Annotated in this window: 24 protein-coding genes and 1 pseudogene; 11 read left to right on the top strand and 14 right to left on the bottom strand. The window is 67.4% G+C overall.

All coding sequences use genetic code 11. The features are described 5' to 3' along the window. The first annotated feature begins 127 nt into the window (after positions 1 to 127). Positions 128 to 1,339, top strand: a complete 1,212-nt coding sequence (locus KXD97_RS17325; RefSeq protein WP_260758019.1) for a CaiB/BaiF CoA-transferase family protein — start codon at positions 128 to 130, stop codon at positions 1,337 to 1,339. 78 nt (positions 1,340 to 1,417) lie between these two features. Here the strand turns inward: KXD97_RS17325 and KXD97_RS17320 are convergent. After that, a pseudogene (locus KXD97_RS17320) lies at positions 1,418 to 3,597 on the bottom strand (molybdopterin-dependent oxidoreductase). Between the two features lie 41 nt (positions 3,598 to 3,638). On the opposite strand from KXD97_RS17320, the gene KXD97_RS17315 reads away from it, so the two are divergent. After that, the gene (locus tag KXD97_RS17315; RefSeq protein ID WP_260751267.1) at positions 3,639 to 4,013 is read left to right on the top strand and encodes an NYN domain-containing protein; all 375 of its coding nucleotides are present in this window, start codon (positions 3,639 to 3,641) and stop codon (positions 4,011 to 4,013) included. Here KXD97_RS17315 and KXD97_RS17310 read toward each other — a convergent pair. Further along, positions 3,997 to 4,239: a hypothetical protein gene (locus tag KXD97_RS17310; RefSeq protein WP_260751266.1), complete on the bottom strand. Its 243-nt coding sequence runs from the start codon at positions 4,237 to 4,239 to the stop codon at positions 3,997 to 3,999. The two genes, KXD97_RS17315 and KXD97_RS17310, sit on opposite strands and share 17 nt — an antisense overlap. Before the next feature lie 15 nt (positions 4,240 to 4,254). Continuing rightward, positions 4,255 to 4,395, bottom strand: a complete 141-nt coding sequence (locus tag KXD97_RS17305; RefSeq protein WP_260751265.1) for a hypothetical protein — start codon at positions 4,393 to 4,395, stop codon at positions 4,255 to 4,257. 110 nt (positions 4,396 to 4,505) lie between these two features. Between KXD97_RS17305 and KXD97_RS17300 the strand changes: the two genes are divergently transcribed. Both KXD97_RS17300 and KXD97_RS17295 read left to right on the top strand, forming a co-directional pair. Next, the gene (locus tag KXD97_RS17300; RefSeq protein ID WP_260751264.1) at positions 4,506 to 5,315 is read left to right on the top strand and encodes a thioesterase family protein; all 810 of its coding nucleotides are present in this window, start codon (positions 4,506 to 4,508) and stop codon (positions 5,313 to 5,315) included. Between the two features lie 35 nt (positions 5,316 to 5,350). Beyond that, the gene (locus KXD97_RS17295; RefSeq protein WP_260751263.1) at positions 5,351 to 6,496 is read left to right on the top strand and encodes a thiolase family protein; all 1,146 of its coding nucleotides are present in this window, start codon (positions 5,351 to 5,353) and stop codon (positions 6,494 to 6,496) included. A 71-nt stretch (positions 6,497 to 6,567) separates the two neighbouring features. Here the strand turns inward: KXD97_RS17295 and KXD97_RS17290 are convergent, their stop codons facing one another. The 8 genes from KXD97_RS17290 to KXD97_RS17255 all read right to left on the bottom strand — a co-directional run bounded on the left by KXD97_RS17290 (position 6,568) and on the right by KXD97_RS17255 (position 15,201). Continuing rightward, positions 6,568 to 7,758 carry an acyl-CoA dehydrogenase family protein gene (locus tag KXD97_RS17290; protein WP_260751262.1) on the bottom strand — a complete coding sequence of 397 codons (1,191 nt, stop codon included), beginning with the start codon at positions 7,756 to 7,758 and terminating at the stop codon, positions 6,568 to 6,570. 3 nt (positions 7,759 to 7,761) lie between these two features. Next, positions 7,762 to 8,802, bottom strand: coding sequence for an acyl-CoA dehydrogenase family protein (locus tag KXD97_RS17285; protein WP_260751261.1), 1,041 nt, complete (start codon positions 8,800 to 8,802; stop codon positions 7,762 to 7,764). 2 nt (positions 8,803 to 8,804) lie between these two features. Continuing rightward, the gene (locus tag KXD97_RS17280; RefSeq protein ID WP_396885450.1) at positions 8,805 to 9,575 is read right to left on the bottom strand and encodes an amidohydrolase family protein; all 771 of its coding nucleotides are present in this window, start codon (positions 9,573 to 9,575) and stop codon (positions 8,805 to 8,807) included. 74 nt (positions 9,576 to 9,649) lie between these two features. After that, positions 9,650 to 11,275, bottom strand: a complete 1,626-nt coding sequence (locus KXD97_RS17275) for an acyl-CoA synthetase (RefSeq protein WP_260751259.1) — start codon at positions 11,273 to 11,275, stop codon at positions 9,650 to 9,652. A 28-nt stretch (positions 11,276 to 11,303) separates the two neighbouring features. Continuing rightward, positions 11,304 to 12,554: an amidohydrolase family protein gene (locus tag KXD97_RS17270; protein ID WP_260751258.1), complete on the bottom strand. Its 1,251-nt coding sequence runs from the start codon at positions 12,552 to 12,554 to the stop codon at positions 11,304 to 11,306. Further along, on the bottom strand, positions 12,551 to 13,426 hold the full coding sequence (locus tag KXD97_RS17265) for an enoyl-CoA hydratase (protein ID WP_260751257.1): 876 nt from the start codon (positions 13,424 to 13,426) through the stop codon (positions 12,551 to 12,553). The genes KXD97_RS17270 and KXD97_RS17265 overlap by 4 nt, the downstream gene beginning before the upstream one ends. Before the next feature lie 183 nt (positions 13,427 to 13,609). Next, positions 13,610 to 14,407 carry an SDR family NAD(P)-dependent oxidoreductase gene (locus KXD97_RS17260; RefSeq protein WP_260751256.1) on the bottom strand — a complete coding sequence of 266 codons (798 nt, stop codon included), beginning with the start codon at positions 14,405 to 14,407 and terminating at the stop codon, positions 13,610 to 13,612. Between the two features lie 32 nt (positions 14,408 to 14,439). Further along, the gene (locus KXD97_RS17255; protein ID WP_260751254.1) at positions 14,440 to 15,201 is read right to left on the bottom strand and encodes a crotonase/enoyl-CoA hydratase family protein; all 762 of its coding nucleotides are present in this window, start codon (positions 15,199 to 15,201) and stop codon (positions 14,440 to 14,442) included. Between the two features lie 250 nt (positions 15,202 to 15,451). Between KXD97_RS17255 and KXD97_RS17250 the strand changes: the two genes are divergently transcribed. Further along, a complete protein-coding gene (locus KXD97_RS17250) occupies positions 15,452 to 16,198 on the top strand; it encodes a TetR/AcrR family transcriptional regulator (RefSeq protein ID WP_260751253.1) in 747 nt (248 codons plus the stop codon). A gap of 79 nt (positions 16,199 to 16,277) precedes the next feature. Here KXD97_RS17250 and KXD97_RS17245 read toward each other — a convergent pair whose 3' ends face one another. The 3 genes from KXD97_RS17245 to KXD97_RS17235 all read right to left on the bottom strand — a co-directional run bounded on the left by KXD97_RS17245 (position 16,278) and on the right by KXD97_RS17235 (position 19,242). Beyond that, positions 16,278 to 17,453, bottom strand: a complete 1,176-nt coding sequence (locus tag KXD97_RS17245; protein WP_260751252.1) for a thiolase family protein — start codon at positions 17,451 to 17,453, stop codon at positions 16,278 to 16,280. 79 nt (positions 17,454 to 17,532) lie between these two features. Continuing rightward, positions 17,533 to 18,441, bottom strand: coding sequence for an enoyl-CoA hydratase/isomerase family protein (locus tag KXD97_RS17240; RefSeq protein ID WP_260751251.1), 909 nt, complete (start codon positions 18,439 to 18,441; stop codon positions 17,533 to 17,535). Positions 18,442 to 18,465: 24 nt separating this feature from the next. After that, positions 18,466 to 19,242 carry a FadR/GntR family transcriptional regulator gene (locus KXD97_RS17235; protein WP_260751250.1) on the bottom strand — a complete coding sequence of 259 codons (777 nt, stop codon included), beginning with the start codon at positions 19,240 to 19,242 and terminating at the stop codon, positions 18,466 to 18,468. A gap of 109 nt (positions 19,243 to 19,351) precedes the next feature. Between KXD97_RS17235 and KXD97_RS17230 the strand changes: the two genes are divergently transcribed. From KXD97_RS17230 to KXD97_RS17205, 6 genes are read left to right on the top strand one after another with little or no spacing between them, the layout of a single operon-like run. Next, entirely contained in the window at positions 19,352 to 20,152 is an 801-nt protein-coding gene (locus KXD97_RS17230) for an enoyl-CoA hydratase-related protein (protein WP_260751249.1), read from the top strand. Positions 20,153 to 20,165: 13 nt separating this feature from the next. Next, positions 20,166 to 20,978 carry an enoyl-CoA hydratase/isomerase family protein gene (locus tag KXD97_RS17225; RefSeq protein WP_260751248.1) on the top strand — a complete coding sequence of 271 codons (813 nt, stop codon included), beginning with the start codon at positions 20,166 to 20,168 and terminating at the stop codon, positions 20,976 to 20,978. A gap of 28 nt (positions 20,979 to 21,006) precedes the next feature. After that, positions 21,007 to 21,786, top strand: a complete 780-nt coding sequence (locus tag KXD97_RS17220) for an enoyl-CoA hydratase/isomerase family protein (RefSeq protein ID WP_260751247.1) — start codon at positions 21,007 to 21,009, stop codon at positions 21,784 to 21,786. Then, positions 21,786 to 23,243, top strand: a complete 1,458-nt coding sequence (locus KXD97_RS17215; protein ID WP_260751246.1) for a class I adenylate-forming enzyme family protein — start codon at positions 21,786 to 21,788, stop codon at positions 23,241 to 23,243. The genes KXD97_RS17220 and KXD97_RS17215 overlap by 1 nt, the downstream gene beginning before the upstream one ends. Beyond that, complete coding sequence (locus KXD97_RS17210; RefSeq protein WP_260751245.1) at positions 23,240 to 24,793, top strand: class I adenylate-forming enzyme family protein; 1,554 nt, start codon at positions 23,240 to 23,242, stop codon at positions 24,791 to 24,793. Before KXD97_RS17215 ends, KXD97_RS17210 begins: the two co-directional genes overlap by 4 nt. Beyond that, a complete protein-coding gene (locus KXD97_RS17205; protein ID WP_260751244.1) occupies positions 24,786 to 26,288 on the top strand; it encodes a class I adenylate-forming enzyme family protein in 1,503 nt (500 codons plus the stop codon). The genes KXD97_RS17210 and KXD97_RS17205 overlap by 8 nt, the downstream gene beginning before the upstream one ends. The last annotated feature ends 2 nt before the right edge of the window (positions 26,289 to 26,290 follow it).

The raw sequence follows: 26,290 nt of genomic DNA, 5'->3' as shown, positions 1-26,290 counted from the left end.
GACACCTCCGGGGCCGCCATTCTCGGATGCTCAACGGTAAACATTACAGTATTGATCCTCCGCTAGACTCCCCGACAAGCGCCGTTCGACACCGTCGTCCAGAAGGGGAATCCACGTGATCAAGGTGATGGAGGGCGTCCGCGTCCTCGAGGTTGCGCAGTTCACGTTCGTCCCGGCGGCGGGCGCGATCCTCGCCGATTGGGGCGCCGACGTCATCAAGGTCGAGCACCCCGTACGCGGTGACACCCAGCGCGGCTTCATCAACATGGGCGGGTTCGCGCTCGACCCGAATCGTCACCCGCTGATCGAGCATCCCAACCGCGGCAAGCGCAGCGTCGGCATCGACGTGTCCACGCCCGGCGGCCAGGAGGTTCTCTACGAGATCGCCAAGACCGCCGACGTGTTCCTGACCAACTACATGCCGGTCCAGCGCCAGAAGAACAAGTTCGACATCGAGCACATCCGCGCGGTCAACCCCAACATCATCTACGCCCGAGGCAGCGCCTACGGCGACAAGGGGCCCGAGCGCGACACCGGCGGCTTCGACGGCACCGCGTTCTGGACGCGCAGCGGTGTTGGGCACGCACTGACCCCCGAGGAGATCGGCGGCGCGCTCTCACAGGGGATTCCGGCGTTCGGCGACTCGATAGGCGGGATGAACATCGCCGGCGGGATCTCGGCGGCGTTGTTCCACCGCGAACGCACCGGCGAGGCCGTCGAACTCGACGTGTCGCTGCTGAGCACCGCGTGGTGGGCGGCGGGAGCCAGCGTGACGCAGGGCATGGAGACCGGTGAGACGATGCGCTCGCTGATGCCCGATTCGGACAGCTCGGTCAACCCGTTCATGGCGAACTACCTGACTTCCGACGGCGGCACCATCAACCTGTGCATCGTGAGCCCGACCGGCTACATCCGCGATGCCTTCGAGCATCTCGGCCTGCCGGAACTGGCCGACGATCCGCGGTTCAACGACGTCATGCCGTTGATCGAGAACTCCGAGGAAGCGGCCCGGCGCATCGCCGAGTCGATCCGCAGCAGGCCGTTCGAGTACTGGCGCGAGCACCTGAAAACCATGAAGGGTCAGTGGGCGCCGTTCCAGAGTCTGGTCGACCTGGGCACCGACGAGCAGGCCCTGGCCAACGACATGGTCGTCGAGGTGGAGGCGAGCGACGGTGGCACGCCGTTCAAGGTGGTGCGCGGCCCGGTGCAGTTCAACCACGAGCCGCTGCAGACCACCCGGGCGCCGCAGGCCTCAGAGCACACCGAGATCGTGCTGATGGAGCTCGGGCTGGACTGGGACCGCATCGAGGCCCTGAAGGACAGCGGCGCCATCGCCTAGCCCAACCTCGCGCCGAAATCGCATTCCACGCTGCAACTTTCGCGACAAAGCCGCGTGGAATGCGATTTCGGCGGAATGTCACACAGGTTCGACACGGACCGGTACGCCGGTCAGCCACGCCATCCCGGACAGCGATTCCACGTCACCGGGCTCGCTGGAGGTCAACTGGTTGACGTTGGGGCCGCCGGCCCGATTCGCGAGCTGCCATCCGCCGGATCCGTTGTGCCCCCAGCCGTGTGGCAGCGCGATCACCCCGGCCACGATGTCCCTGGTCAGCGTAATGGGCACGGTGATCCGGCCGTAGGGTGAGCTCACCTTGACCTCGCTGCCATCGCCGATCGAGAGGTCGGCGGCGTCGTCGGCGTTCATCAGCCCGTGCGGGCTACGGTCGCCGCGCATCAGCAGCGGGGCGTTGTGCATCCACGAATTCTCCGAACGCGGCTCGCGCATCCCGATCATCCTCAGCGGGTAGTCCGCCGGCGCGTTCGGCACGGCCAGCATGGCGATCTCACGTTCGATGTCGCTGTGAGGCAGGTGGATCCGGCCGTTCAGGTAGGAGACCGTTTCCTTGAGCACCCCGGTTCTCAGATGCGGCGAGAGGACCGTCCCGTGCGGGTGGTCGCGCGTCAGCCGGGCGAAGGTCAGCCCGCCACGGCGCAGTCCGAAGCGGTCACCGCCCGCACAGAGACGGATGATCCCGTCGGCGAGCCGCCGCGGTGTGAACGGCACCCCGAGCCGCTTCGACACGCGTCCCGCCCCGATCAGGGCCGCGAAGACGCGTGACTGCCCCGACAACCGGTGTATCAGCTCGCCGACGATCTCCCACTCCTGCCGGGCCTGGCCCACAGGCGCGATCACCGCTTCGGTGGCCTGACGAAACGGTGTGGCCTGGAACGGCTGGAAGGTCAGCGGAAAGTCGTCGCGTTCGTACATGGTCGTCACCGGAAGGACGTAATCGCAGTGAGCCGAGGTCTCGGTCAGGTAGAAGTCCAATGCGACAGCTAGTTCCGACGAGTCCAGAGCCGCGGCGAGCTCGTCACCGTTGGGCACCGACAACACCGGGTTGCCCGCACTGATGAACATCGCCCGGATCTGGCGCTCGCCCGGGGTGGTCATCTCCTTGGCCATCAGCGCCGCCGGCTCGGAGCCGATGACTGCCCGGAAGCCGCCGATGCGAGAACGCCGGCGCCGGTAGGTCCGCCGCAAGAGTGCGCCCATGCCGACGTTCACCCACCGCTGTCCCGGCAGACCCTTTCGCTGATGACCGAACCGCCCGGGACGTCGAAGTTGCCCGCGACGAGGTTGACGACGTCGATCAGGTAGGACGTCAGGGTGCCGTGCCGGCCGACACAGGTCCCCAGTCGCCCGTAGACGGCTGCGCGTGGGGTCGTCGCGAGGTCACGGGCCAGCCCGCGCACCACCTCGGGGTCGATCCCGGTGCGGGCCGCGGTGGCCTCGGGTTCAAACGGCGCCACCTGATCCCCCAGCCAGTCGAGACCGTCTGCGCGGGTGGTGATTTCGCACGTGTGCGCAAGTTCCTCGGCGAACATCACGTGCAGCAGCGACAGCAACAGCAACGCGTCGGTGTCGGGCACGATGCCGCACCACTCGAACTGGACCGCCGTCTCGGTCTTGCGGGGATCGATCACCACGACGCGGCCGCCCCGCCGGACGATGTCGTGCATCCGGTCCTTGATGCGCGGCGCGGTCAGGAAACTCCCGTGGGAAACCACCGGATTGGCGCCGATCACGACGAGGAGGTCGGTGCGGGTCAGGTCCGGAATGGGTACCGAGGTCGGGGTGCCGTAGAGCAGCTGACTGGCCATCAGCCGGCTGTTGGTGTCCTGCGAGGACGCTGTGTAGAAGTGGGTGCTCGCACCCAGGCCCTTGATGAAGGCAAGTATCGAGAGCACGTGCGAATAGCTGAACGCGCCCGGATTGCCCATGTACCAGCCGACGGCGCCAGGACCCCGGTCATGCAGCACCGTCGACAGCCTTGCGGTGATGTCGGTGAGCGCTTCCTCCCACCCCACCGGCACGAATCCGGCGGGTGTGCGCCGCATCGGCGTGGTCACCCGATCAGGGTCATTGACGACCCCGGTGAACGCGATGCCCTTCTGGCAGGCGAAACCGGCCGACAACGGATGCTCCTTGTCCGGGCGCAGCGCGGTCAGCGTGCCGTCCTCGACGGTGGCGATCATGCCGCACAGCGGCTCGCAGATCCGGCAGAACGTGCTCTTCTGGACCACCTCGGACATCCGATCGCCTTCCCGTGCTGATATTCGCTAGTCTGAGCACAATGCGCTGGATTGTCGATGGCATGAACGTCATCGGTTCGCGCCCCGACGGCTGGTGGCGCGACCGGCACCGCGCGATGGCCAACCTTGTGGAGTCCCTCGATCGGTGGGCGGCCGATGACGACGCCGAGGTGACGGTGGTGTTCGAGCGTCCCCCGTCCCCACCCATCGAGTCCACAGTGGTCGCGGTGACGAGCGCACCGTCACCCGCACCGAACTCCGCCGACGACGAGATCGCCCGGATGGTTCGCGACGACCCGCATCCGGAGCAGATCCGGGTCGCCACATCGGATCGCGCATTGTCCGAGCGGGTTCGCGCGGCGGGTGCGACGGTCTTCCCGGCCGAACGCTTCCGCGAGCTCATCGACCCACGCTGAGTTTCACCGCAGGATCCGCACCCGAACGTTCACCCACGACTTCGTAGCGCGGCAGCTGCTGCCACTGAACGAGATGGCGCGCGAATGTCAGCGCCGCACTGCCCACCAGCTTCGTCACCGTTTCGTCCATCGCCTGCGTGCCGGACTCCGACATGTCGATCTGGTCCGGCTCACGGTGCAGCGCCTCGTCGACAGCCTGACCTGCTGCCGGTACTTCTCCGGCCACCCCAGCGTTCGGCGATCACATCGACCGGAAGTAGACCGAGAAGTCCTGCGGCACATCGAAACCGTCACCGCTGACCAGGCTGCGCATCACGTGGTGTTCCACGGGTCGATCGAGATGATCATCTTGGCCGCGACCCTCTCTCCCCGCCGGAGTCATGCTGTGCCTCCACGCCGGCCATGGCCGCGTCCTGTAAGCCATCCAGTTGTGCTTTCGGTAAAAGTCATCCTATCCTGCTGGTGGCCGCCGTGTGCAAGACAGGACGGGACGTGACCGACGCCTATTACGACCTCGTCGACTCCGACGACGCCCGCGGAGAGAAGTTCGCGGCATCCGAGCACGTCATAAGCACGTGGGGATCCGACATGCAGAACGCCGCACCGGTGTCGGCACTGCTGGTCCGGGCGGCCGAGCACTGCGCCCCGCGTGACGACATGCGTCTGAGCCGCGTCGTGGTCGATCTGCTGGGCCCGGTACCGGTCGCCGGCGACCTGTGGGTGCGCGCCGCCGTCGAACGTCCCGGCCGCAAGATCGAGTTGGTCGGCGCCGAGATGCTCGCGGACGGGCCGGACGGGACACCCAGGCCGGTCGCGACCGCATCGGCGTGGCGGTTCCAGCGATCGGAGGCCGGGCCGCTGCCGGACTCCCCCGCCAAACCGATGCGACCGGTCGGCGAGGGCCGGCGCCGCCTGCCCGACGACGGCGCTGAGCGGACTTACATCCAGAGCCTGGACTGGCGCTGGCTCAACGACATTCTCAACAGCGCGCGGGCCGAGTGCTGGGCGTGCCCGCTGGTCGACCTCGTCGCCGGCGAGGAGATGACTCCCGCTCAGCGTTTGTTCTCCGTCGCCGATATCGCCAACGGCATGGGCAGCCGGCTCGACACCGGCCGGTACACCTTTCTCAACACCGACCTCGCCGTGCACCTCCACCGGCTGCCGGCGGGCCCGTGGATCGGGGTCCGCTCGGAGAACCACTACGGCGACGACGGAGTCGGAGTGTCGCGCGGGATGTTGTTCGACGAAACCGGACCGGTGGCGGCCATCCAACAGGCCCAGCTGGTCCGCCGGCGCCAGTAGGCCGTAACCGACACCGCGGAAAGGACTCTCACACCATGCACGACGTCGCGATCATCGGGGTCGGACTCCACCCGTTCGGCCGGTTCGAGGGAAAGACCGCCATGCAGATGGGGGTCGACGCGATCACCGCCGCCGTCACGGATGCGGGTGTGTCCTGGAACGACATCCAGTTCGGCGTTGGTGGCAGCTGGACGGTCGCCAACCCGGATGCCATCGTCGGCATGGTCGGACTGTCCGGCATCCCGTTCACCAACGTGTTCAACGCCTGCGCGACGGCCGCGAGCGCCACCAAGGCCTGCGCCGACGGAATCCGCTTGGGCGACTACGATATCGGCATCGCAGTGGGGCTGGACAAGCATCCGCGCGGCGCGTTCACCGAAGATCCCGGCCTGGTCGGCATGCCCAGCTGGTACGCCGAGAACGGCCAGTACCTGACTACGCAGTTCTTCGGCATGAAGGCCAACCGCTACCTGCACGAGCACGGCATCAGCCATCGCACGCTGGCGAAGGTGGTCAACAAGAACCTGCGCAACGGCGCGCTCAATCCCAACGCATTCCGGCGTAAGCCGATGGACGAGGACGTGATCCTGGACTCGCCGATGCTGAACTACCCGCTGACGCAGTACATGTTCTGCTCCCCCGACGAAGGCGCCGCCGCGGTGGTCATGTGCCGGGCCGACCTCGCGCACCGGTACACCGACAAGCCGATCTTCGTGCGCGCAGTGGAGGTCCGTACCCGCAAATACGGTGCCTACGAGGTGAATACGACGTTCGCACCGGTCGACGAGGATGTCGCGCCCACCGTCTACGCCTCCCGCGCGGCGTTCGAGAAAGCGGGTATCGAACCGTCCGACGTGGACGTGATCCAGTTGCAGGACACCGACGCCGGCGCCGAGATCATCCACATGGCTGAGGCCGGCTTCTGCGCCGACGGCGACCAGGAGAAGCTGATCAGCGACGGTGCCACCGAGATCGGCGGGGCGATGCCGGTCAACACCGACGGCGGGCTGCTGGCCAATGGTGAGCCGATCGGCGCATCCGGGCTGCGGCAGGTGCACGAAATCGTCCGGCAGTTGCGCGGGCAGGCCGGTGACCGGCAGATCCCCGGCGAGCCGAAAGTCGGTTTCGCACAGTTGTACGGAGCGCCGGGCACCGCGGGCGCGACGATCCTCACTACTTAGACTTCCGCGAAATTGCATTCCAGCAGCGCAATATCGAGTAAACCCCTGCTGGAATGCAATTTCGGCGAGATTCAGGACGCTGTGCGCGGCGGTGAGTAGTTCGGCTTGCCCAGGCCCAGCACGTACTGCGCGATCATGTTGCGGAACACCTCCAGGGTGCCGCCGTAGATCCCGACCAGCGGCGCGAACCGGTAGATGTACTCGGACGCCCCGTCGTCGGCGGCGCCATCGGTGCCCACCGGCAACGCCGAGGCGGCGCCCATGACGTCCATCAGGTCCGGTGAGATGTCGCGCATGGTCTGCGCCAGCGCGACCCGGCCGAAGATCGACGGCGCCGACAGGGAAGCCTCGAGCCGGGCCACGCTGCGGCCCAGTCGGTAGGCGACGGCGCCGTCGTCGATCAGCCTTCGGCCGTTGGGGTCAGGGACCGTCGACTTCTGTGCGGTCTTATCGACCGCAGCGGCCATGAACATGGCCTGGTGCATCATGATCGACACGTCGGCCAGACCGTCGTCCGCGGCGGCGACGTCACCGTGCTCGGCGTTGAGCGGCTCGCGCACCACCGCCCACCCGCCGTTGACCTCGCCCAGCCGGTACCGGTCGTCGATTCGGACGTCGCTGTAGTAGACGATGTTGGTGCGGTCGCCGTCGACGGTGCGGATACCTTGGATCTCGATCCCCGGGGTATCCAGCGGCACCAGAAACATGGTGAGACTCTTATGTTTCGGCGCGCCCGGATCGGTGTTGGTGATCAGGAAGACGTACTGGCAATTGTGGGCGCCGGTGGTGAACATCTTCGATCCATTGATGATCCACTGGTCCCCGTCGCGCACCGCCCGGGTCTTACACGTCGCGACATCCGAGCCACCCTCGGGCTCGGTGTAGCCCAGGCACAACCGCACGTGCCCACTGTAGACACGCGGCAGCACTTCGTCTTTGAGCTCAGGTGAGCCGAACTTCTCCACCGACTTGGTGATCATCGCGGTGGTCCCGGACGTCACCCAGGGCACTTGGGCGCGGCGTTTCTCCAGTTCCCAGATCCGTCGCTGCACCCGTGTGAACGGCCGCTCGGTGGCCGGGTTCCAGTCACGATCGAGGTAACCCGCCGCGCCGAGCGCGAGGTGCACGCCCTCATCGAAGTTGTCGCCGGTCTCCCGGTCCCGGCGGATCACCTCCTCGGTGACGATCTCGCTCAGGAAGGACCGGACCTCGTCCTGGAACTTCTGCTCGTCGTCCGAGAGCTCCACCCGTGAGAAATCCACTGTTCAGCTCCGTCCCTCGCGCTCGGCCACGATGCCGGCGATGTACTTGGCGGTGGCACCCGGATCGCCGCCGGCAACCGCCCACCCCCTGGCCCGAACCAGGTACGCCGTCGCGGCGGCCTCGGCGGAAACCCCGAGACCGCCCTGGACGTGGACGGCCATCGTGGCAGCCTTGGCAGCCTCCTCTGCCATGAACACGAACACCGACGGCGCCAGTTCCCGGCGTTCGTCGGGCTCGTTGTCGAGGAACCAGGCCGCGCGGCGAGCCAGGTTGCGGCCACCCTGCACGGTGATCGCGATGTTCGCCAGCGGATGCGAGATCGCCTGCAGCGTCGAGATCGGCACACCGAGCGTGTAGCGCGTCTTGGAGAACTCCGCAGCGATGGTCATGGTCTCCTCGACAAGTCCGACCAGTGCCGCACCGGTCAACAGGCGCCATTCATCCAGCGCGCGTCGGTATTCGGCCAGCGCCTCCGGCCCGCTGCCCAGCACCGTGCGGCTGTCGGCACCGGCGGGATCCACCCACGCCATCGGCAGCTTGCCGATGTTGTCGACCCGGGCCGGACGGGTCGAGAACCCGCAGAGCACGACGTCGTCCCCGTCGCGGACCACGACGTGGTCGGCGACGGAGCCCGCCGGGATCAACCTGACCCCGGAGCCGTTGTCCTGCTGCGGATCCAGTGCGACGATCTGCCGGCCGTCGACGATCTCGACGTCGACACCGCCGAGACGGGCCAGCAGCCGGGCCGCCACGACGTGGTCGATCCACGGCACCGGCGCCAGTGAGCGCCCGACCTCCTCGGCGACCAGCGTCAGGTCCACCAGCGTGGCCCCGTCACCGCCCACGGACTCCGGAAGCGCCATCGTCGTGGCCCCCATGGCGCACAACCGCTCCCACAGGCTCTTGTCGAAGCCGGACTCCTCGGCGGCGCGCACCGTCTCGATGGTGCAGCGGGTGGCGAAGAAGTCTCTATAGGCCGCCTGGAGGGCCTGATGGTCCTCGGACAGGCTGTAGTCCAGCCTGCGCAGTTCGTAGCGGTCCACGGTCAGGTCTCCTGTTCTGCGGGGCCGAAGAAGAAGTCGTTGGCGTTGTTGTAGAGATAGTTGTCCAGGACTTTGGGGGGCAGGTCGAGCGCGAGCGCCTCGGGGACGACGCGGCTCTGCCGCAGCACCGGCCAGTCCGAGGCGAAGATCACCTTGTTCTTGCCGCGGGTGCGCATGAAGTGAATCAGGCTGTCGGGCAGACGTTTCGGTGACCATGCCGAGGTCATGATGCGTAAGTTGGCGTACTTGATCAACAACCGGATCGCGACGTCCCACCACGGGTCCGCACCGTGGATCATGCACAGCTTCAACTCTGGGAAGCGCACACAGACTCGGTCGAGGTGGATCGGGTTCTGCACCTCGCCGGGAATCGGCGGTCCCGGCAGCCCGGTGTTGATGCACAGCGGCAGCCCGAGTTCGGCGCACTTGGTGTAGAGCGGATAGTAGACCGCATCACTGGGCGGGTACATGCCGTCACCCCAGAAGCTGGGTCCGACAACGGCATACGCCACCGGCAGGTCGGCGACGACCGCTGTGAGCTCACGTAGCGAGGGTATCGGGCGCAGCAGATTCACGCCGCCGACGGCGAGGGCGAACTTGTCCGGGCGTTCCTCGACGAACTTGCGGGCGGTGACAGAGGGCTTGGCGAGGTTGTCCATCAGGATGGCCTTCTCGACACCGTGCTCGGCCATCTCGTCGAGCAGCGCCGGCAACTCGACTTGGTCGTATAGGGAATGCGGACCCTTGAAGTAGTCGTCGCGGACCTTGAGCATGAACTCGGGTTGCTTGGCTGTCTCACCGAAGTGCACGTTGACCAGCGCATCAATGACGCGGTTGACCTTCGGGGTCACGGCTGACCCGCCAGCGTGTCCTGCTGTGTCACCTGGCTTTTCGCCCATCGATAGTCGGCCTTTCCGTTGCCCAACCGGCGCACAGTGTCGACAAAGAGGAATTCCTTGGGCGCCTTGTAGCGGGCCAGCGACGAGTGGCACGCCTGCCGCAGCGCCTCGGGCTCCACCACCGCGCCTGGATGCTTCTGGATCAGCGCGACGATCTCCTGACCCCAGCGCTCGCTGTCGCGACCGATCACCAGCGCGTCGGCGACGCCGGTGTGTGCGCGCAGCACTTCCTCGACCTCTTCGACGAAAACCTTCTCGCCGCCGGTGTTGATGACCAGCGAGTCACGCCCGTACAGCCGGATGGTGCCGTCGGCCTCCAGCGAAGCCCGGTCCCCGGAGATCACCACACGCCGACCGTCGACCGACGGGAACGTCCGCGCGGTCGCGTCGGCATCGTCGAAGTAGCCCAGCGGAATCCGGCCCTCCCGCGCCACCCAGCCGATCTCGCCGTCGCCAGGCTGCAAGAACCTGGTGCGGTCTTCGGACAGCAGGACCACACCGTCGCGCCGTTCGAAGGTGTCCTTGCGGTCATCGCGCAGGCTGCGCCCGAAGGCCATGTTCCCGGTCTCCGACGACCCGTAGCCGTTGATCAACGTGATCTGCGGAAGCAGCTCAAGCAGCGCGTCCTGGTGACGCTGGTTGGTTGCCGCGCCTCCGGTGCCGATCGCGAACAGCGACGACAGATCATAGGGGCGACACCGCAGCTCGGCGATCAGCGGTCCGGCGTACGCGTCGCCGACCATGGTCATCAGGCCGACCTTCTCGCGTTCGGCGGTGGCCAGCACCGCGGCCGCATCGAGTGTCGGTTTGTCGTACAGGATCACGGTCTGGCCGTTGAGCAGTGCCGCGAACGCGGTCCACATCCCGGCGGCGTGCATCAGCGGCGACACCGCGAACCAGGGCGGTCCGGCGTGCTGCACCTTGGCATGGATCTCGTCGACCGATTCGTGGTCGGCGCCGTTCATGGATACCACGTAGGTGTCGGATTGGCGCCACATCACGCCTTTGGGCCGGCCGGTGGTCCCGCCGGTGCAGATCATCATCACGTCGTCGGGCGACGGCGTGATCGGCTGGTCCGCCTCGCCCGCGACGAGCGCGTCGCCCAGGTTCACCGCACCGGTCAGCGCAGGCGCGTCAGAGCCGTCGTCGATCGAGATGATCACGTCCACGCCGTCGCGGGGCAGCACGTCGGCGAACTTCGCGCCGAGCGAGCGGTGGACGACGACCGCCCGGGGCCGCAGATACGCCAGCAGTTCGTCGACCTCGCGCGGCGTGTAGATGAAGTTGACGTTCACAGGTACCGCACGCGCCTTCAGCGCGCCGATCACCATGTCCGGGTACTGGTCGTTGTGCATGATCAGCGCGACGCGGTCCTGGCCGCACTCCCAGCCGTCGAGCGCGTCGCGCTCCTGGTGCGCGCCGATCCCGTTGGCGCTCAGGAAGTTCGCGAGCCGACGGGTGCGCTCGGCCGTCTGCGCGTACGTGCTCCGGCGGTCACCGCAGACCGTCATCAACCGGTCGGGTATCGCGTCGGCGATGGCGTCGACGACACTGCCGATCGTCCACTCGGACACCGTCACACTCCTCGCGTCCGGGGCATCGTCAGGTGGTGGTGATGTGTGCGCCGACGAGGGTGAGAGCGTTGTCGCGCATCACCTTGCGGGTGTCCTCGTGGCTGAACTCGGGGAACTGCGGAATGTCAGCGGTGAACGACGTGGGATCGGCCAACCCCTCCCCGTGCGGCCAGTCCGACCCGAACAGGATCTTGTCCACCCCGATGGTGTCGGCGAGCAGTTTGACGTCGTCCTCGTAGTACGGCGCGATCCAGACGTTGTTCCGCAGCTGCTCGAGCGGGTCCTCCTTGTAGTGGTGCGGCGCATTGTTCGCGGACTTCTTGAGCCGCTTGATCAGCCGGTACACGAAGTAGGAGCCGTTCTCGATGCTGGCCACCTTGAGCTTGGGGTGCCGGGTGAACACCTGGTGGACGATCATTGCGGCGATGGTGTCGTGGATGGCGCGATCGTCCATGATCACCATGTCGAGCGGATCGCGCTTGCCGAAGCCTTTGAACACCCCACTGCCGCCCCACAGGGCCGGGATGGCCATGTAGCCGGAGTCGGACAGGTGGAAGACCACCGGGACGCCCGCTTCGGCCAGCCGCGCCCACACCGGGTCGTGCACCGGATCGCCGAGCGAGCGGGGCCGGACTTCACCGGGCACCGGCGCAGGCCGCACGCACACGATCTTGGCGCCCCGGCTGAGGACGAACTCGACCTCCTCGACCGCCTTCGGCACGTCGGCCAGCGAGATGATCGGCGCGGCGAGGATGCGATGGTCCGGCCGGTCGAATCCCCAGTCCTCGTCGAGCCACAGGTTGAACGCGTGGACCGACGCCATGGTGGCCGGGATGTCGTGCTTGAGACCTTCCTCGACGCCGCACGCGAACGTCGGCAGCATGAACGCCGTCTCGAGGTTCTGCTTGTCGAGGATCGTCACCCGGGCGTCACGGTTCTGGTACTCGGGGTGGTCGGCGAGTCGATCGACCTTCATCAGCGAGGCGGGGTCGACGCCCTCGGGGATCTCACCCCGGAACAGCAGGTCCAGGCAGCCCGGTTCGATGATCGGGTCGAAGGTGGGGTTCGGGATGAAGTGATTGATCACCCCGCCGAACACCGCGTAGGTGCGCTTGCCGTCGCTGAGCATCTGCACCCCGCGGCTGCGGAACTCCTTGGGCAGGTGGCGGGTGAACGAGTCGATCGGCTCGTAGTAGTGGTTGTCGACGTCGATCGCCCGGTAATCCAGTGGTTGTACCTTCGGATGCTGGGGTGGCAACGCGTCGTGCTCTGCAGTCATGGCGTCTCCTCCTTGAGCGGTGGGAAGCTGGGCGGTCTCTTCTCGAAGAAGGCGGTGATGCCCTCGATGAAGTCGGGACGGAGCATCGACTCGTGCATCAGTTTCTCCGCATCCGCACTCGCATCGTGCAGGTTTCGCACAGCGTCCCCAAAGATCTGCCGCTTGATCACCGCGAGTGAAGTCGGCGCGCAATGGCGGGCCATGTCCTCGGCGTAGGCCAGGGTGTGCGTCATCAGGGCCTCGGGGGCGACGACGTCGGTGACCAGCCCGAGTTCTTTGGCTTCCTCGGCGTAGAACGTGCGCCCGGACAGCAGCAGGTCGGTCGCGGCGCCCCAGCCGACGATCCGCGGCAGGATCCATGAGATCCCGTATTCGGCGATCAGGCCGCGGCGGGAGAACGCGGTGGTGAACTTCGCGCCCGCCGCGGCGAAGCGGATGTCACACATCAGCGCCTGGGTGAAGCCGATGCCGGCGCAGGCGCCGTTGATCGCCGCGATCAAGGGTTTGCGCAACTGGGTGACGAAGTGCGGATGGCGTTCACCGACAAGCTGGGACACGTCGGTGTCGACCGGGCCCGCCTCCCCTTCGCCTCGCTCGCCGCTGCCGGCTTCGCTGATCGAGTCCAGGTCCCCCATGTCGGCGCCGGCGCAGAACGCCCGACCGTTTCCGGTGAGCACGATGACGCGGACGTCGGGGTCAGCCTCGGCACGGTCGATGCACCGGTAGAACGCGCGCGCCAGGCCCCCGCCCCAGGAGTTCATCCGTTCCGGCCGGTTCAGCGTCAGCACCGCGACGCCGCTGTCGCCCACCTCGTACAGCACCGGCTCTGGGGCTGCGGCAGCCGGCTGTCCGGCGCGATCGACAGCGCTCACCGACAAACCTCCTCAGCTCGACAGATGCTCATACTGTACACCTATCGGTAGTGGCTTCTACAACCGCTCGGGCGGCTATTCGCCTGTCCGCCCGAGGTTCTGGTAAGCGGCGCGAATCCGCTTCTGCGCCAACTCCGCAAGCTGATCCGGCCTCAAATCCCGGCGACGTCCGGATCCCCCTGATCAGGTGAAGTCGCTACCGCCGTCGACGTTGATGTTGGCGCCGGTCATGTAGGAGTTCCGCCGCGACGCCAAAAACGCGACGACGGGCCCGATCTCGGTCGGCAGGCCGGCGCGGGGCAGATGCGCGGGGTGGCCGAAATACTCATCGATCGCGGCCATCAGCGCATACGGGTCGCTGCCGTCGACGCCCACCGAGTCGGCCCAGCCGAGCAACGCCTCGGATGCGATACTGCCGGGCGAGACGACGTTGACCATGATCTCGTCCGGCGCCAGCAGAAGCGAGAGGTTTTTCGAGACACTGGTGACCATCGCCTTCGCGGCGGTGTACGCCGGCAGGATGACACTCTGGCGCTGCGTCGAGTGCGCCGAGAAGTTCACGATGCGCGCCCACTCCGCCGCCCGCAGCAGCGGCAAGGCGGCGCGCACGCACCTCACCATGCCCATCGCACCCGCGTCGACGGCCCGGCTCCAGTCGGCGTCGGTCAATTCGTCGAACGTTCCGCGCACATCGGGGCCGACGGCGTTGACCAGGATGTTGAGCTCGCCGTTCCACCGCTCACCCAGTGCGGCGAACGCACGCTGAACGGCGGTGTCGTCGGTGGTGTCAGCCACCACCCCCACGGAATCCGGACTGCCCCGGCCCCGCAACTGCGCGGCCGCGTCGTCCAGCGCGTCGCGGGAACGGCCGATCAGCGCGACGCGCGCGCCGTCGTCGGCGAAGCACTGCGCAGCGGCCAGGCCCATACCGCGGTGACCGCCGACGACGACCGCGGTGGCGTCGCGCAGGCCCAGGTCCATTCAGACGTTCCCGTCCAGCCGAACCGACCCCCTCAGGTGCCCGTCCAGTTCGGCTTGCGTTTCTCGGCGAATGCCGTCGCGCCTTCCATCGCGTCCTTGGACGAGAAGACCGGGAAGGCGATTTCGCCCTGCTTCTTCCACATCTCGGCCTCGGTCCAGTCTGCCGACTTCACGATGACCTCCTTGGTCGCCGCAACCGCCAGCGGACCGTTGGCGGTGATCCGTTCGGCCAGCGCCAGTGCGCCGTCGAGCGCCCCGCCCGGTTCGGTCAACACGTTGACGAAGCCCCACTGCGAAGCCTCCTCGGCGGTGAAGCTGTCGCCGGTCAGCGCGAGTTCGAGCGCTTTCTGATACGGGATTCGCTTCTGCAGCCGCAGCAGGCCGCCGCCCGCGGCCACCAGCCCGCGCTTGACCTCGGGAATGCCGAACTTCGCGTTCTTGGCAGCCACGATCAGATCGGTGGCCAACACGATCTCGGTGCCACCGGCCAGCGCGTAGCCCTCGACCGCGGAGATCACCGGCTTGCGCGGCGGACGCTCGGTGAACCCGATCCCGCGACCTTCGATGGCGGGCACCTCGCCGGCCATGAACGCCTTCAGATCCATCCCGGCGCAGAAGTTGCCGCCCGCGCCGGTGATGATCGCCACCGACAGCTCAGGGGTGCCGTCCAGCTCGTCCATTGCGTCGGCCAGGCCCTGCGCCACCGCGAGGTTGAAGGCGTTGCGCGCCTCCGGGCGGTTGATGGTGATGATCAGAACCCGGTCCCTGCGTTCCAGAAGAACCTCGTCAGCCACGTGTCGCCCTTCACTTTTCGAGTGGGATGTCGTCGCGTATCGCTGGAAAAGCTTACTATAGGACTTACAGTAAATGGTCGGAACCGCGACGTGGGTTCCGGTCGGAACCCACCGGTAAGGTCGCGCAGACGACGACGCAGCGAGCTGACCGCAAAGACGCAGGCCAGCGTACCTACGGCGGTGGATTCCCGACCGGCCGCCCCGCCCGACGGCGCTGCGGACGCAGCATCGAGACGATGGAGGTGCCCCAGTGGCGAAGCAGGCGACCGCGGAGAAGCGGCAACGGCGTGAGCGCGGGTCCATCAATCCCGACGACATCATCAAGGGCGCTTTCGAACTCGCCGAACAGGTCGGCATCGACAACCTGAGCATGCCGCTGCTGGGCAAGCATCTCGGCGTGGGCGTCACCAGCATCTACTGGTACTTCCGCAAGAAGGACGATCTGCTCAACGCGATGACCGATCGCGCGTTGCGTCAGTACGCGTTCGCCACTCCGTATGTCGAGGCCAAGGACTGGCGCGAGACGCTGGCCAACCATGCCCGGTCGATGCGCCACACGTTCAACGGCAACCCGATCCTGTGCGACCTGATTCTGATCCGTTCGGCGTTGAGCCCGCGTGCGGCGAAAGTGGGTGTGCAGGAGGTGGAGAAGGCGATCAGCAGCCTGGTCGAAGCGGGCCTGTCCCCCGAAGACGCCTTCGACACCTACTCCGCGATGTCTGTCCACGTGCGCGGATCGGTGGTGCTGCAGCGTCTGCGCGAGAAAAACCTCGCCGGCGAGGACGGCCACGGCGACATCGACGACACCATGGCGATCGACCCGGAGTCCGCCCCACTGCTGGCCGCAGTCACGCAGAAGGGTCACCACCTGAGTGCGTCAGACGACCGCAACTTCGAGTTCGGCCTGCAGTGCATCCTCGATCACGCCGACCTCCTCATCGAGCAGAACGCCAGGCCCGCACGCAAGACCGCGAAAGCCCCCGCCCGTAAGCGCTGATCTCCCATCGCGCCGAAATCGCATTCCACGCGGTCGTTTCGCGACCTGACCCGCGTGGAATGCGATTTCGCCGGAGGCTTTAGACCTCGATGACGACGCCGCCACCCTGGCCGCCGCCGGCGCACATCGCGGCGACACCGATGCCGCCGCCGCGGCGCTGCAGTTCGCAGACCAGCGTGGTGACCATCCGGGCGCCGGAGGCGGCGATGGGATGCCCGAGGCTGCAGCCGCTGCCGGAGAAGTTCACGAGTTCCTCGTCGATGCCGTACTCCTTGCAGGCCGCGATCGGGACGGACGCGAACGCCTCGTTGATCTCCCATAGGGCGACGTCGGACGGTTTCAGCCCGGCCCGGTCGAGCACCCTGCCGATGACCTTGACTCCGCCCAGGCCGGTGTCGCGCGGGGCCACGCCCACCGCACCCCACGCCCTGACCTTGGCCATCACGTCGAGGCCGTTCGCAGCGGCGTAGTCGGCCTCGACGAGGGCCACGCCCGCGGCGGCGTCGTTGGTGCCGCTGCTGTTGCCCGCGGTGATCGAGAAGCCGTCGATTTCGGGGTGCAGCACCTTCAAGCCCGCCAGCTTCTCCACGGTGGTGTCGCGGCGCGGGTGCTCGTCGACGCTGAAGTCGATGACCGAACCGTCGAACTGCTCGACCTTGAGCGGCACGATCTCATCGACGAACTTGCCGGCGTCGATCGCGGCGACGGCACGCTGGTGGGACCGGGCGGCCCATGCGTCCATCTCCTCGCGGGTGATGCCCGCGGCCTGCGCGGTGTTCCAGCCGACGGTGATGGACATGTCCCTGGTCGGCGCGTCCGGCGTCTCGACGTGCGTGGGCGGCATCCACCGCTCCTCGAACTTCAGCTCGGGGCCGGGGATGCGCCAGTTCACCAGCGGGGTCATCGACAGCGACTGCACGCCCCCGGCGATCAGCACCCGCTCCATGCCGGAGCCGATCTGGGCAGACGCGTTGCCGATCGCGGTGAGGCTGCCGGCGCAGTGCCGATTCACCGATTGACCGGGCACATGCTGCAGTCCGGCGGCATCGGCGGCGTAGCGTGCGAGATCGCCACCACCGTAATGAGATTCAGCGAAGATGATGTCGTCGATGTCGGCGGGGTCGACGCCGGAGCGGCGGATGACCTCGGGCAGCACCGTGGTGATCAGGGTTTCGGGCGGGGTGTTGACCAGTGCGCCCTTGAACGAGCGGCCGATGGCCGTCCGGGCAGCACCGACGATGACGGGTGTTGGCATGCTCTTCGACCTCGGTTTCGTGACAGACAGACGTTACAAAACTAACAGATAATGTAGTGTCGACAGAAGGTGAGCCAGATCACTCGGCGTGGGAGTCGGGGTATAGCTCGGGCTCCGGGACGTGGAAATGCTCGTCACGCAGCCGGAAGGCCTCTCTCGTCCCGTGCTGCGCACGCGTCTTGACGAAGTTGAACTCACCCTCGGCGAACTGCAGGTTCGTCCCGTATGCGTGGAACAGGTAGCTCGCGACCTCTTCGCCCTGATAGGCCTGACTCTGCTCGACGAGCCGGAACGCCTCCTTGGCGATCACCACACCGTCGGCCGGCATTTTCGCGGCCTTCTCGGCCCAGTACCGCGCCCTGGCCGGCACCGCGGCAGCGTCACAGGTGTCGGTGAACACGCCCAGGTGCTCGACATCCCCGGCCGAGATGACGTCACCGGTCAGCAGCAGCCGCCGGGCCAGCACCGGGCCCAGCCGGTGGAAAAACATGTGCAAGCTACCCAGCGCGGGCCCGAGGAATCGGGTGGCCGGCATGCCGATCCTGGTGTCGCGGGCGATCACCGAGATGTCGGTCATCAACGCCATCTCGAACCCACCGCCCAGCGCGTACCCGCTGATCTCCCCGACGGTGACCTTCGGGAAGCCCATCAGGTTGTGGTAGAAGCCGAAGGACTTGCGGTCCACTGTCAGCCGCCGACGCTGACTGGGCCGCCTGGCCCCAGGAGCGCCCTGGTCGCGCCCGGACCCGCCATACCAGCCGTACGCGTTGTTCATATCGGCGCCGGTGCTGAACACGCCGTCGGCCCCGCGCAGCAACACCACGGTGATGTCGTCGTCCTCGGCGACGTCGTCGAGGTAGCGTGCGAGCAAGTTCCGCATCGAGGCGTCGTAGGAGTTGCGCCGCTTCGGGTTGTTCAGCGTGATGGTGGCAATGCGCTTGTCGCGATCGACCTCGAACAGCACGCGGCCGTCATCGGTGCTCGTCATGGTGAATCCTGTCGTCGTGGGGTGTCAACGGTCGTGATTGGCGATCAGCTTCGCTTCGATGGTTCTGTCCGAGCCGACGGCCAGGGTGTTGCGGCGGGCGGCGGCGAGGTGATCCTGCGCCAATCGCACTGCGCGTGAGGAGTTTCCGTCGACGATCGCCTCGATGATCCGCTGATGATCGCGCAATGCCGCGCGCATGATCTTCGGCCGCATCGGTTCCTCGGGGTGGCATTCGTCGCTCCACACCGAGGACTCGTGCGCTGACCAGATGACCTCAAGCGACCCGATGAGCAGGATCATCGACTCGTTGCCGCACCGCGCCACGACCGTTTCATGAAACCGGCGAGCGTTGGGCACATAACGAGACGAGTGATCGAAATGCTCGACCTGCGCGTCGATCGCCGCCTGCAGGTGAGGAACCACCTCGGTCAGACGGTCCTCACGCGCCGCGCACATCCCGGCACAGATCGGTTCCAGATGCAGCAGCGCCTCGCTGACGTCGGTCGGGGTGGCCGAGCGGGTCTGCAACACCATGCCGATCATCTGTGCGGTGCGCTCAGCCGAGGGCAGGTGCACGACCGCCCCGCCGACGTTGCCGCGCCGCACCGAGATCAGACCGTCGGACTCCAGGATGTGGACGGCCTCCCGCACGGCGGGCGGACTGACCCCGAATTCGGCGAACAGGGCCTCCTGTGAGGGCAGCACGTCGCCCGCCTTGAGCCGCCCGGTCAGGATGTCGTCACGCAGCCGGGACGCCACGAGTTCTGCGACCCGTGGCTGGCGAATACGCGGTGCCGGCACTGTTCCCTCGACGGCCTTTCCTTGCTAAGTTGTACAAGATACTAATCGTAGTGCCAACTGTATGGCTATCTGTATAGCTTTTCCGCAGCGCCTGAAGGGACGGTGCCTGGTGCGAGACGACGCCGGCGCGGTGCGAAGCGTCAGGGACGACGCGGTCCTGCGGATCATTCTCGACCGACCCGCCCGGCGAAACTCGCTGAGCCACCCGATGATCGACGATCTGGTCGCGACCCTGACCTGCGCCGCCTCGGACGACTCGGTGCGTGCGATCCACCTGACCGGCGCCGGCGAGGATTTCTGCTCCGGCGCCGATTGGGTCGCCACCAACAGCAGTGGCCGCAGACCGAGGCCGGGCAACCTCGTCCGGCGTATCCCGCACGCGGCCAACCGGGTTGTCGAATTGATCGCCACAGTTCACCTGCCGGTGGTGTGCACCGTGCGCGGCTGGGCGGTCGGGCTGGGCGCCAATCTTGCCCTCGCCGCGGACTTCACCCTCGCCACTCCCGAGTCGAACCTGTGGGAACCGTTCGTCGACCGCGGCTTCAGTCCGGATTCCGGCTCGACCTGGCTGCTACCACGCCTTGCCGGTGTGGCGCGCGCCAAACGCATGCTGCTGCTGGGCGAGAAGGTGACCGGCGCCGACGCCGCGGACTGGGGGCTGATCCATCAGGCGCTGCCGGCCGACGAGATCGACGCGGCGGCAAGCGACTTGGTGACCCGGCTGGCATCGGGACCGACGGTGGCGCTCGGGCTGGCCAAGCAGGCGATCAACTACGGCCTGCACGCGACCCTGCCCCAGTCCATGGCCCACGAGTTGGCGAGTCTGGAACTGGCCTGTCGGACAGCAGATTTCAAAGAGGGACTGGCAGCGTTCCGGGCTCGCCGCGCTCCCGATTTCAAGGGCGAATGAGGAAAGAAGACACGTGAGTCCCCACACCTACGACACCATCGGCTACGAGGTCGACGGACACAAGGCCACCATCACGCTGAACCGGCCCGAGGCACTCAACGCGCTGTCCCCGCACATGATCGGTGAACTGCGGGCGGCCTACGACGAGGTGGAGAACGACGATGACGTGTGGCTGATGATCGTCACCGGGACCGGCCGGGCGTTCTGCACCGGCGCGGACGTCAAGGAGATCCCGGAGGACGGCAAGGTCATCTACGAACGGCCCTATCTGTCGACCTACGACCAGTGGGAAGCCCCGCAGGAGGGCACACCCCCGTTCCGCCGGATGGCCAAACCGGTGCTCGCCGCGATCAACGGGATCTGTTGCGGCGCCGGGCTCGACTGGGTAACGACCGGGGACATCGTGATCGCGTCGGACAAGGCCACCTTCTTCGACCCTCACGTCAGCATCGGGTTGGTCGCCGCCCGGGAGACGGTGCGACTGGCCCGCGCCTTGCCGCGGTCGGTGGCCCTGCGGATGGCGTTGATGGGTAAGCACGAGCGCATGAGCGCCGAGCGCGCCTACGAACTGGGAATGGTGACCGAGGTCGTCGAGCACGACAAGCTGCTCGAGCGTGCCCACGAGATCGCCGACGTCGTGAACTCCAACGCCCCCCTCGCGGTGCGCGGCACCCGGCTGGCCATCCACAAGACCCTCGACCTACCGCTCCTGGAGGGCGAGATCCTCGCCGAGACATTCCGCGAGCGCGTGGTGCGCACCGAGGACGCCCAGGAAGGACCGCTGGCCTTCGTCGAGAAACGCACCCCCAACTGGCAGTGCCGATGAGCGCCGGCCCGAAGATCACAGGCCCCCGATGACGTTCGACACGGTCCTGCTCGACCTCGACTACCAAGCCCGCGTCGGCACGGTCACCCTCAACCGGCCGGACACGCTGAACTCCTTCAACCGTACGATGTGCGAGGAGATGAAGGAGGTCTGGCGGATCCTCAAGGCCGACGAGGACATCAACGCGGTGGTGTTGCGCGCCGCGGGTGAACGGGCCTTCAGCGCCGGCCTGGACATCCGATCCAGCTACGGGCAGCCCGAAATCGTCTGGAATCACGAGGATCCCGGCGAGCTGCTGAGCCCCAAATGGCAGAAGATGTGGAAGCCGGTGGTGTGCGCCGTGCAGGGCATGTGCACCGCCGGCGCGTTGTACTTCGTCAACGAGGCCGACATTGTGATCTGCTCGCAGGGGGCGACGTTCTTCGACTCCCACGTCAGCGCAGGGCTGGTGTCCGCACTGGAGCCGGTGGGCCTGATGCGCCGGGTCGGCCTCGGTGACACACTGCGAATGGCGTTGATGGGCAACGACGAACGCGTCGGTGCACAGACCGCGCTACGCATCGGCCTGGTCACCGAAGTGGTCGCCGAGAACGAGCTGTGGGAACGCGCACACGAGATCGCCGCGACGGTCGCAGCCAAGCCCCCGACCGCCACCCAGGGCACGGTGAAGGCGATCTGGGAATCGCTGGACAAACCGTATCGCGCGGCGATGGACCAGGGCCTGATCTACACCAGGCTCGGCAACCCGATCGCCCAGGCAGAGCTGGCCGAGCGCCCCGTCCCCAAGACCCCGCCGCGGATCCGCTGATGCGGCATCGGCTTTCGCAACGAATCGACGATGTCCTGGCTCTGGACCCGGCGGGACAGGCGATCCAGTTCGACGGCCGGTGGACCACCTGGGAGCAGGTCGGGACCGTGGCGCACCGCATCGGTGACCTCGTCGGCACCGCTCGTGCGGGGATCATGCTGCGTAACAGTCCCGCCCACGTGGCGGCACTTCTGGGTGTGCTCTCCGGCGGCGGCACCGTCGTCGTCATCAATCCGGCCCGCGGGGACGACCGCACCCGGTCGGACATCCAGGCGCTGCGGCTGCCGATCATCATCGGTTCCTCCCAAGACCTCGCGACCTCGGCGCCGGACACGACGGCGACCACGGTGACCATCGACGGACTCGATGAGCCGCCGAAGCTGCGCCTCGGCAGCGCCTCCGACGACGCGGGCCGCCCGGGAGTGGCGGTGTGGATGCTGACCAGCGGCACCACCGGCCCACCCAAGCGGGTCGATCTCACCTACGACGTGCTGGCCCGCAGCGTGTTGGGCGCCGATTCCGACGCGGCGGCACCGACCGAGCTACGGCGCAGCGTGGCGATCGTGAACTCGCCGCTGGTGCACGTCGGCGGGGTGTATCGGGTGCTGCTGTGCCTGGCCGAGGCACGACCGTTCGTGCTGTTGCCGAAGTTCGACCTCAAGCAGTGGGCCGACGCCGTGCGTGAGCACCGCCCCCGCGCCGTGTCGCTGGTACCGGCGGCACTGAGGATGGTGCTGCACTCCGATCTGACCCGCGAGGATCTGGACGGCATCCGTGTCGTGACGTCGGGGACCGCCCCACTATCCGCCGATGATGCCGACGCGTTCACCGAGAAGTTCGGCATCCCGGTGCTGACCTCCTACGCGGCAACGGAATTCGGCGGCGGTGTGGCCGGCTGGACGCTGACGGACCACCAGAGATTCTGGCGAGACAAACGTGGCAGCGTCGGTAGGGCCAATCCGGGCGCACAGCTGCGCGTCGTCGACGACAGCGGCGCGCCTGTGCCGCCCGGGCAGCAGGGTCTGCTGGAAGTCATTCCGGCCCAGATGGCCGGCAGCCGTGACTGGATGCAGACCACCGACCTGGCCCGTATCGACGAAGACGGATTCGTGTGGATCCTCGGGCGCGCCGACCAGGCGATCATTCGGGGCGGGTTCAAGGTGATGCCCGACGACGTCAAGAGCGCGCTCGAAGGACATCCCGCGGTCGCCGGCGCCGCGGTGGTCGGGCGGTCGGATCCACGGCTCGGCGAAACCCCCGTCGCGCTGGTCGAGTTGCGCCCCGGTATCCACGCAGCACCGGACGAGCTGCTGGCTTACCTGCAGACCCGGCTGGCGCGCTATGAGATCCCGAGCGAGCTGGTGATCACCGACGCCATTCCGCGCACCCCGTCGGGAAAACCCGACCTGGCCGCCGTGCGCTCCCACTTCGCGCCGTCGAGACCGCTGTCCCGGTGACCGTCGCCGAAGTGCTGCGCCGGCAGCGGACGCCGCCGGACAAGCCCTTGCTGATCTGCGATCGCACCCGCCTGAGTCACGGCCGGGCCGTTGAACGCTCGGCCGTGCTGGCTCGGAAGCTGGTCGCACTCGGCGTCGGAAAAGGCACGCACGTCGGCCTGCTGTACCCCAACGGCGCCGACTTCGTCGTCGCGATGCTGGCGGCCACCCGCATCGGAGCCGTCGCGGTTCCGTTCTCCACGTTCGGCACCGTGCCGGAGATGCACAGGCAGTTGGTGCACAGCGACGTCTCGGTGCTGCTGGCCGCGCGCAGCTTTCGCTCCCACGACTACGTGCAGACGCTGACCGACGCCGTCGGCGCACCGCTGACAACCGGATCTGTCTTCACCGCCACCGCACCGGTGCTGCGGCACGTGCTGTTCGACACCGAAGACGATGTCGCACATGCCGGATCCATCGACGAAGCATCGCTGCGAGCCCTGGAGGACGACGTCGAGGGCTGCGACCCGATGGCGATCATCTACACGTCGGGGTCGACCAGTGATCCCAAGGGCGTCGTGCACACCCACGAGGCGCTGCTGGCACATCAACGCAGTCTCAACGAGATCCGCGGACTGACCGCCGACGATCGCCTGTTCTGCAACTCGCCGTTCTTCTGGATCGGAGGGTTCGCGTTCGGCCTGCTGGCCGTCCTGGTGGCCGGTGCCACGCTGATCTGCTCCAATGCCACCGACGCGGCCGACACCCTCGACCTGCTCGAGTCCGAGAAGCCCACCCTCACCAACGGATTCGTCGCCGGCATCGCGCACCTGCCACGCCATCCCAGCTTCGCGCACCGCGACCTGTCCTCGATGCGGCGCGGCAATCTCTACCCCATCATGGCCGTCGACGCGCGACCGGCCGACCCCGAACTGCGGCACAACATGCTCGGGATGACCGAGGCGGGCAGTGTCGTGCTTCTCAGCGGCGACGAGTCCGATCAGCCGGAGTCACGCCGCGGCTCGTTCGGGTTCCTGGCTCCCGGGTTCGAGGCGCGGATCGTCGACCCCGACACCCGCGCTGACGTCGAGGTGAACGCTCTCGGGATCCTTCTGCTGCGAGGGCCGTTCCTGATGCAGGGCTATTGGGGCCGTGCCCGCGAGGACTGTTTCGACGGCGACGGCTGGTTCGACACCGGGGATCTGGTGCGGCGCGACAGCGACGGCGTGTATTACTTCGTCGGGCGGGCCGGCGCGATGATCAAGACCGCGGGCGCAAACGTGGCTCCCGCCGAGGTGGAGAAGGCGATCACCGCGGTGATCCCTGATCCGGATGCCGCCGTCCATGTCGTCGGACTACCCGATGTCGAACGTGGTCAACTCGTCGCCGCCGTGATCGCGACCGGCAGCGGCGCCCCGGTCGACCTGCCCAGCCTTCAGCGCGCACTGCGCCCCGAGCTGTCGGCATACAAGATCCCCCTGCGGGTCATCGCGGTGCGGCACGCCGAAATCCCGACGCTGTCCAGTGGCAAGGCGGATCTCGCCGCCCTGCGAGGACTTTTCGATGACTGACACGATCGACGCACTGCTGCGCGCGCACGCCACGCGCCACGGCGCCAAGGACGCGATCGTCGACCCCGCCGAGCGGATCAGCTACGCCGAACTCGACAGGCTCACCCGAGAGTTCGGCGCAGCGATGGTCGCAGCGGGCATCGGCAAGGGTGCGCGGGTCGGGCTGTTGATGCCCAACGGTGTGGCGTGGGCGCGGATCGCGTTGGCGCTGATGCGGATCGGGGCCGTGGTGGTACCGCTGAGCACCTTGCTCACCCGCCGGGAACTGTCGGCGCAGCTGCGCACCGCCTCGGTCCAGCATCTGATCGCCGTCGGCGAGTTCCGCGGCCACCGCTATCTCGACGACCTGGACGCCCCTCCCTCGCTGCGGACGGTGCGGACGCCCGGGCAGGTGTTCGCGCTGCCCAGCCATCCGGCAGCCGCCGAGGTCGCCGAGGCGATGTCGCGGGGTGTGCGGCCTGCCGACCCGATGAGCATCGTGTTCACCTCCGGAAGCAGCGGTGCGCCCAAGGGCGTGTGCCACTCGCACGGCAACGCGATCGGTGCGGTTCGGGCCGGTCTCGTCGCACGCTGCATCGACGCCGACACCCGGCTGTACCTGCCGATGCCGTTCTTCTGGATCGGCGGTCTGGGCGCAGGGCTGCTGTCCGCGCTGACGGCGGGAGCGACGCTGATCACCGAGCCGGTGCCACAACCCGAGTCGACCCTGCGCCTCATCGCAGACGAGCGGGTCACGCTGTTCCGCGGCTGGCCGGACCAGGCCGAGGCATTGGCGCGGCACCTGCCGGCGGCGGGGGTCGAGCTGACCGAGCTGCGGGCGGGCAGCCTCGACGCGTTGCTCCCGGCGCCGTTGCGGTCCCGGCCCGGAGCCCGGGCCAGGTTGCTCGGGATGACCGAGTCGTTCGGGCCGTACTGCGGATACCCGGCCGACACCGACATGCCCGAAACCGCCTGGGGCAGTTGCGGCAAACCGTTCGATGGCATGCAGGTGCGCATCGTCGACACCGACTCCGGTGAGCCGGCGCCGACGGGTGCGGTCGGAATGATCCACATTCGCGGTCCTCACGTGATGCGCGGTATCTGCCGCCGCAGCCGTGAAGAGATCTTCACCGCCGACAGCTGGTATCCCACAGGCGATCTAGGCCGTTTCGACGCCGACGGGTTCCTGTACTACCACGGCCGTTCCGACGACATGTTCAAGGTGCGCGGGGCCACGGTGTATCCGTCCGAGGTCGAGCAGGCGCTACGGGCACTCGACGGGGTCGGGATGGCCTTCGTGACCGATGTGCCGGGTCCCGACGGCAACCGCGTGGCCGCCGCCATCGTAGGTGACCCGCACCTCACCGTCGAGAGCCTTCATTCGGCGGCCCGCGAGGTGCTGAGCAGTTTCAAGGTACCGACCGTGTGGAGGCTGCTCGACGAGGACGACGTACCGCGGGGGGCCACCGGCAAGATCGATGTGGCCCGGCTGCGCGCGCTGCTCGCACAGTCCTGAGC

The organism is Mycobacterium sp. SMC-8, assembly GCF_025263565.1.
In the GTDB taxonomy this organism is placed as follows: domain Bacteria; phylum Actinomycetota; class Actinomycetes; order Mycobacteriales; family Mycobacteriaceae; genus Mycobacterium.
Note: the sequence above shows the minus strand (reverse complement) of the source record. Positions and strands in the feature narration are given on the sequence as shown.

Bases quoted from the DNA above. Each gene is read 5' to 3' on its own strand.
- KXD97_RS17325 (WP_260758019.1), top strand. From the start codon at position 128: ATGGAGGGCGTCCGCGTCCTCGAGGTTGCGCAGTTCACGTTCGTCCCG.
- KXD97_RS17315 (WP_260751267.1), top strand. From the start codon at position 3,639: ATGCGCTGGATTGTCGATGGCATGAACGTCATCGGTTCGCGCCCCGAC.
- KXD97_RS17305 (WP_260751265.1), bottom strand. From the start codon at position 4,395: ATGACTCCGGCGGGGAGAGAGGGTCGCGGCCAAGATGATCATCTCGAT.
- KXD97_RS17295 (WP_260751263.1), top strand. From the start codon at position 5,351: ATGCACGACGTCGCGATCATCGGGGTCGGACTCCACCCGTTCGGCCGG.
- KXD97_RS17280 (WP_396885450.1), bottom strand. From the start codon at position 9,575: ATGCTCAAGGTCCGCGACGACTACTTCAAGGGTCCGCATTCCCTATAC.
- KXD97_RS17270 (WP_260751258.1), bottom strand. From the start codon at position 12,554: ATGACTGCAGAGCACGACGCGTTGCCACCCCAGCATCCGAAGGTACAA.
- KXD97_RS17260 (WP_260751256.1), bottom strand. From the start codon at position 14,407: ATGGACCTGGGCCTGCGCGACGCCACCGCGGTCGTCGTCGGCGGTCAC.
- KXD97_RS17245 (WP_260751252.1), bottom strand. From the start codon at position 17,453: ATGCCAACACCCGTCATCGTCGGTGCTGCCCGGACGGCCATCGGCCGC.
- KXD97_RS17240 (WP_260751251.1), bottom strand. From the start codon at position 18,441: ATGACGAGCACCGATGACGGCCGCGTGCTGTTCGAGGTCGATCGCGAC.
- KXD97_RS17220 (WP_260751247.1), top strand. From the start codon at position 21,007: ATGACGTTCGACACGGTCCTGCTCGACCTCGACTACCAAGCCCGCGTC.
- KXD97_RS17215 (WP_260751246.1), top strand. From the start codon at position 21,786: ATGCGGCATCGGCTTTCGCAACGAATCGACGATGTCCTGGCTCTGGAC.
- KXD97_RS17205 (WP_260751244.1), top strand. From the start codon at position 24,786: ATGACTGACACGATCGACGCACTGCTGCGCGCGCACGCCACGCGCCAC.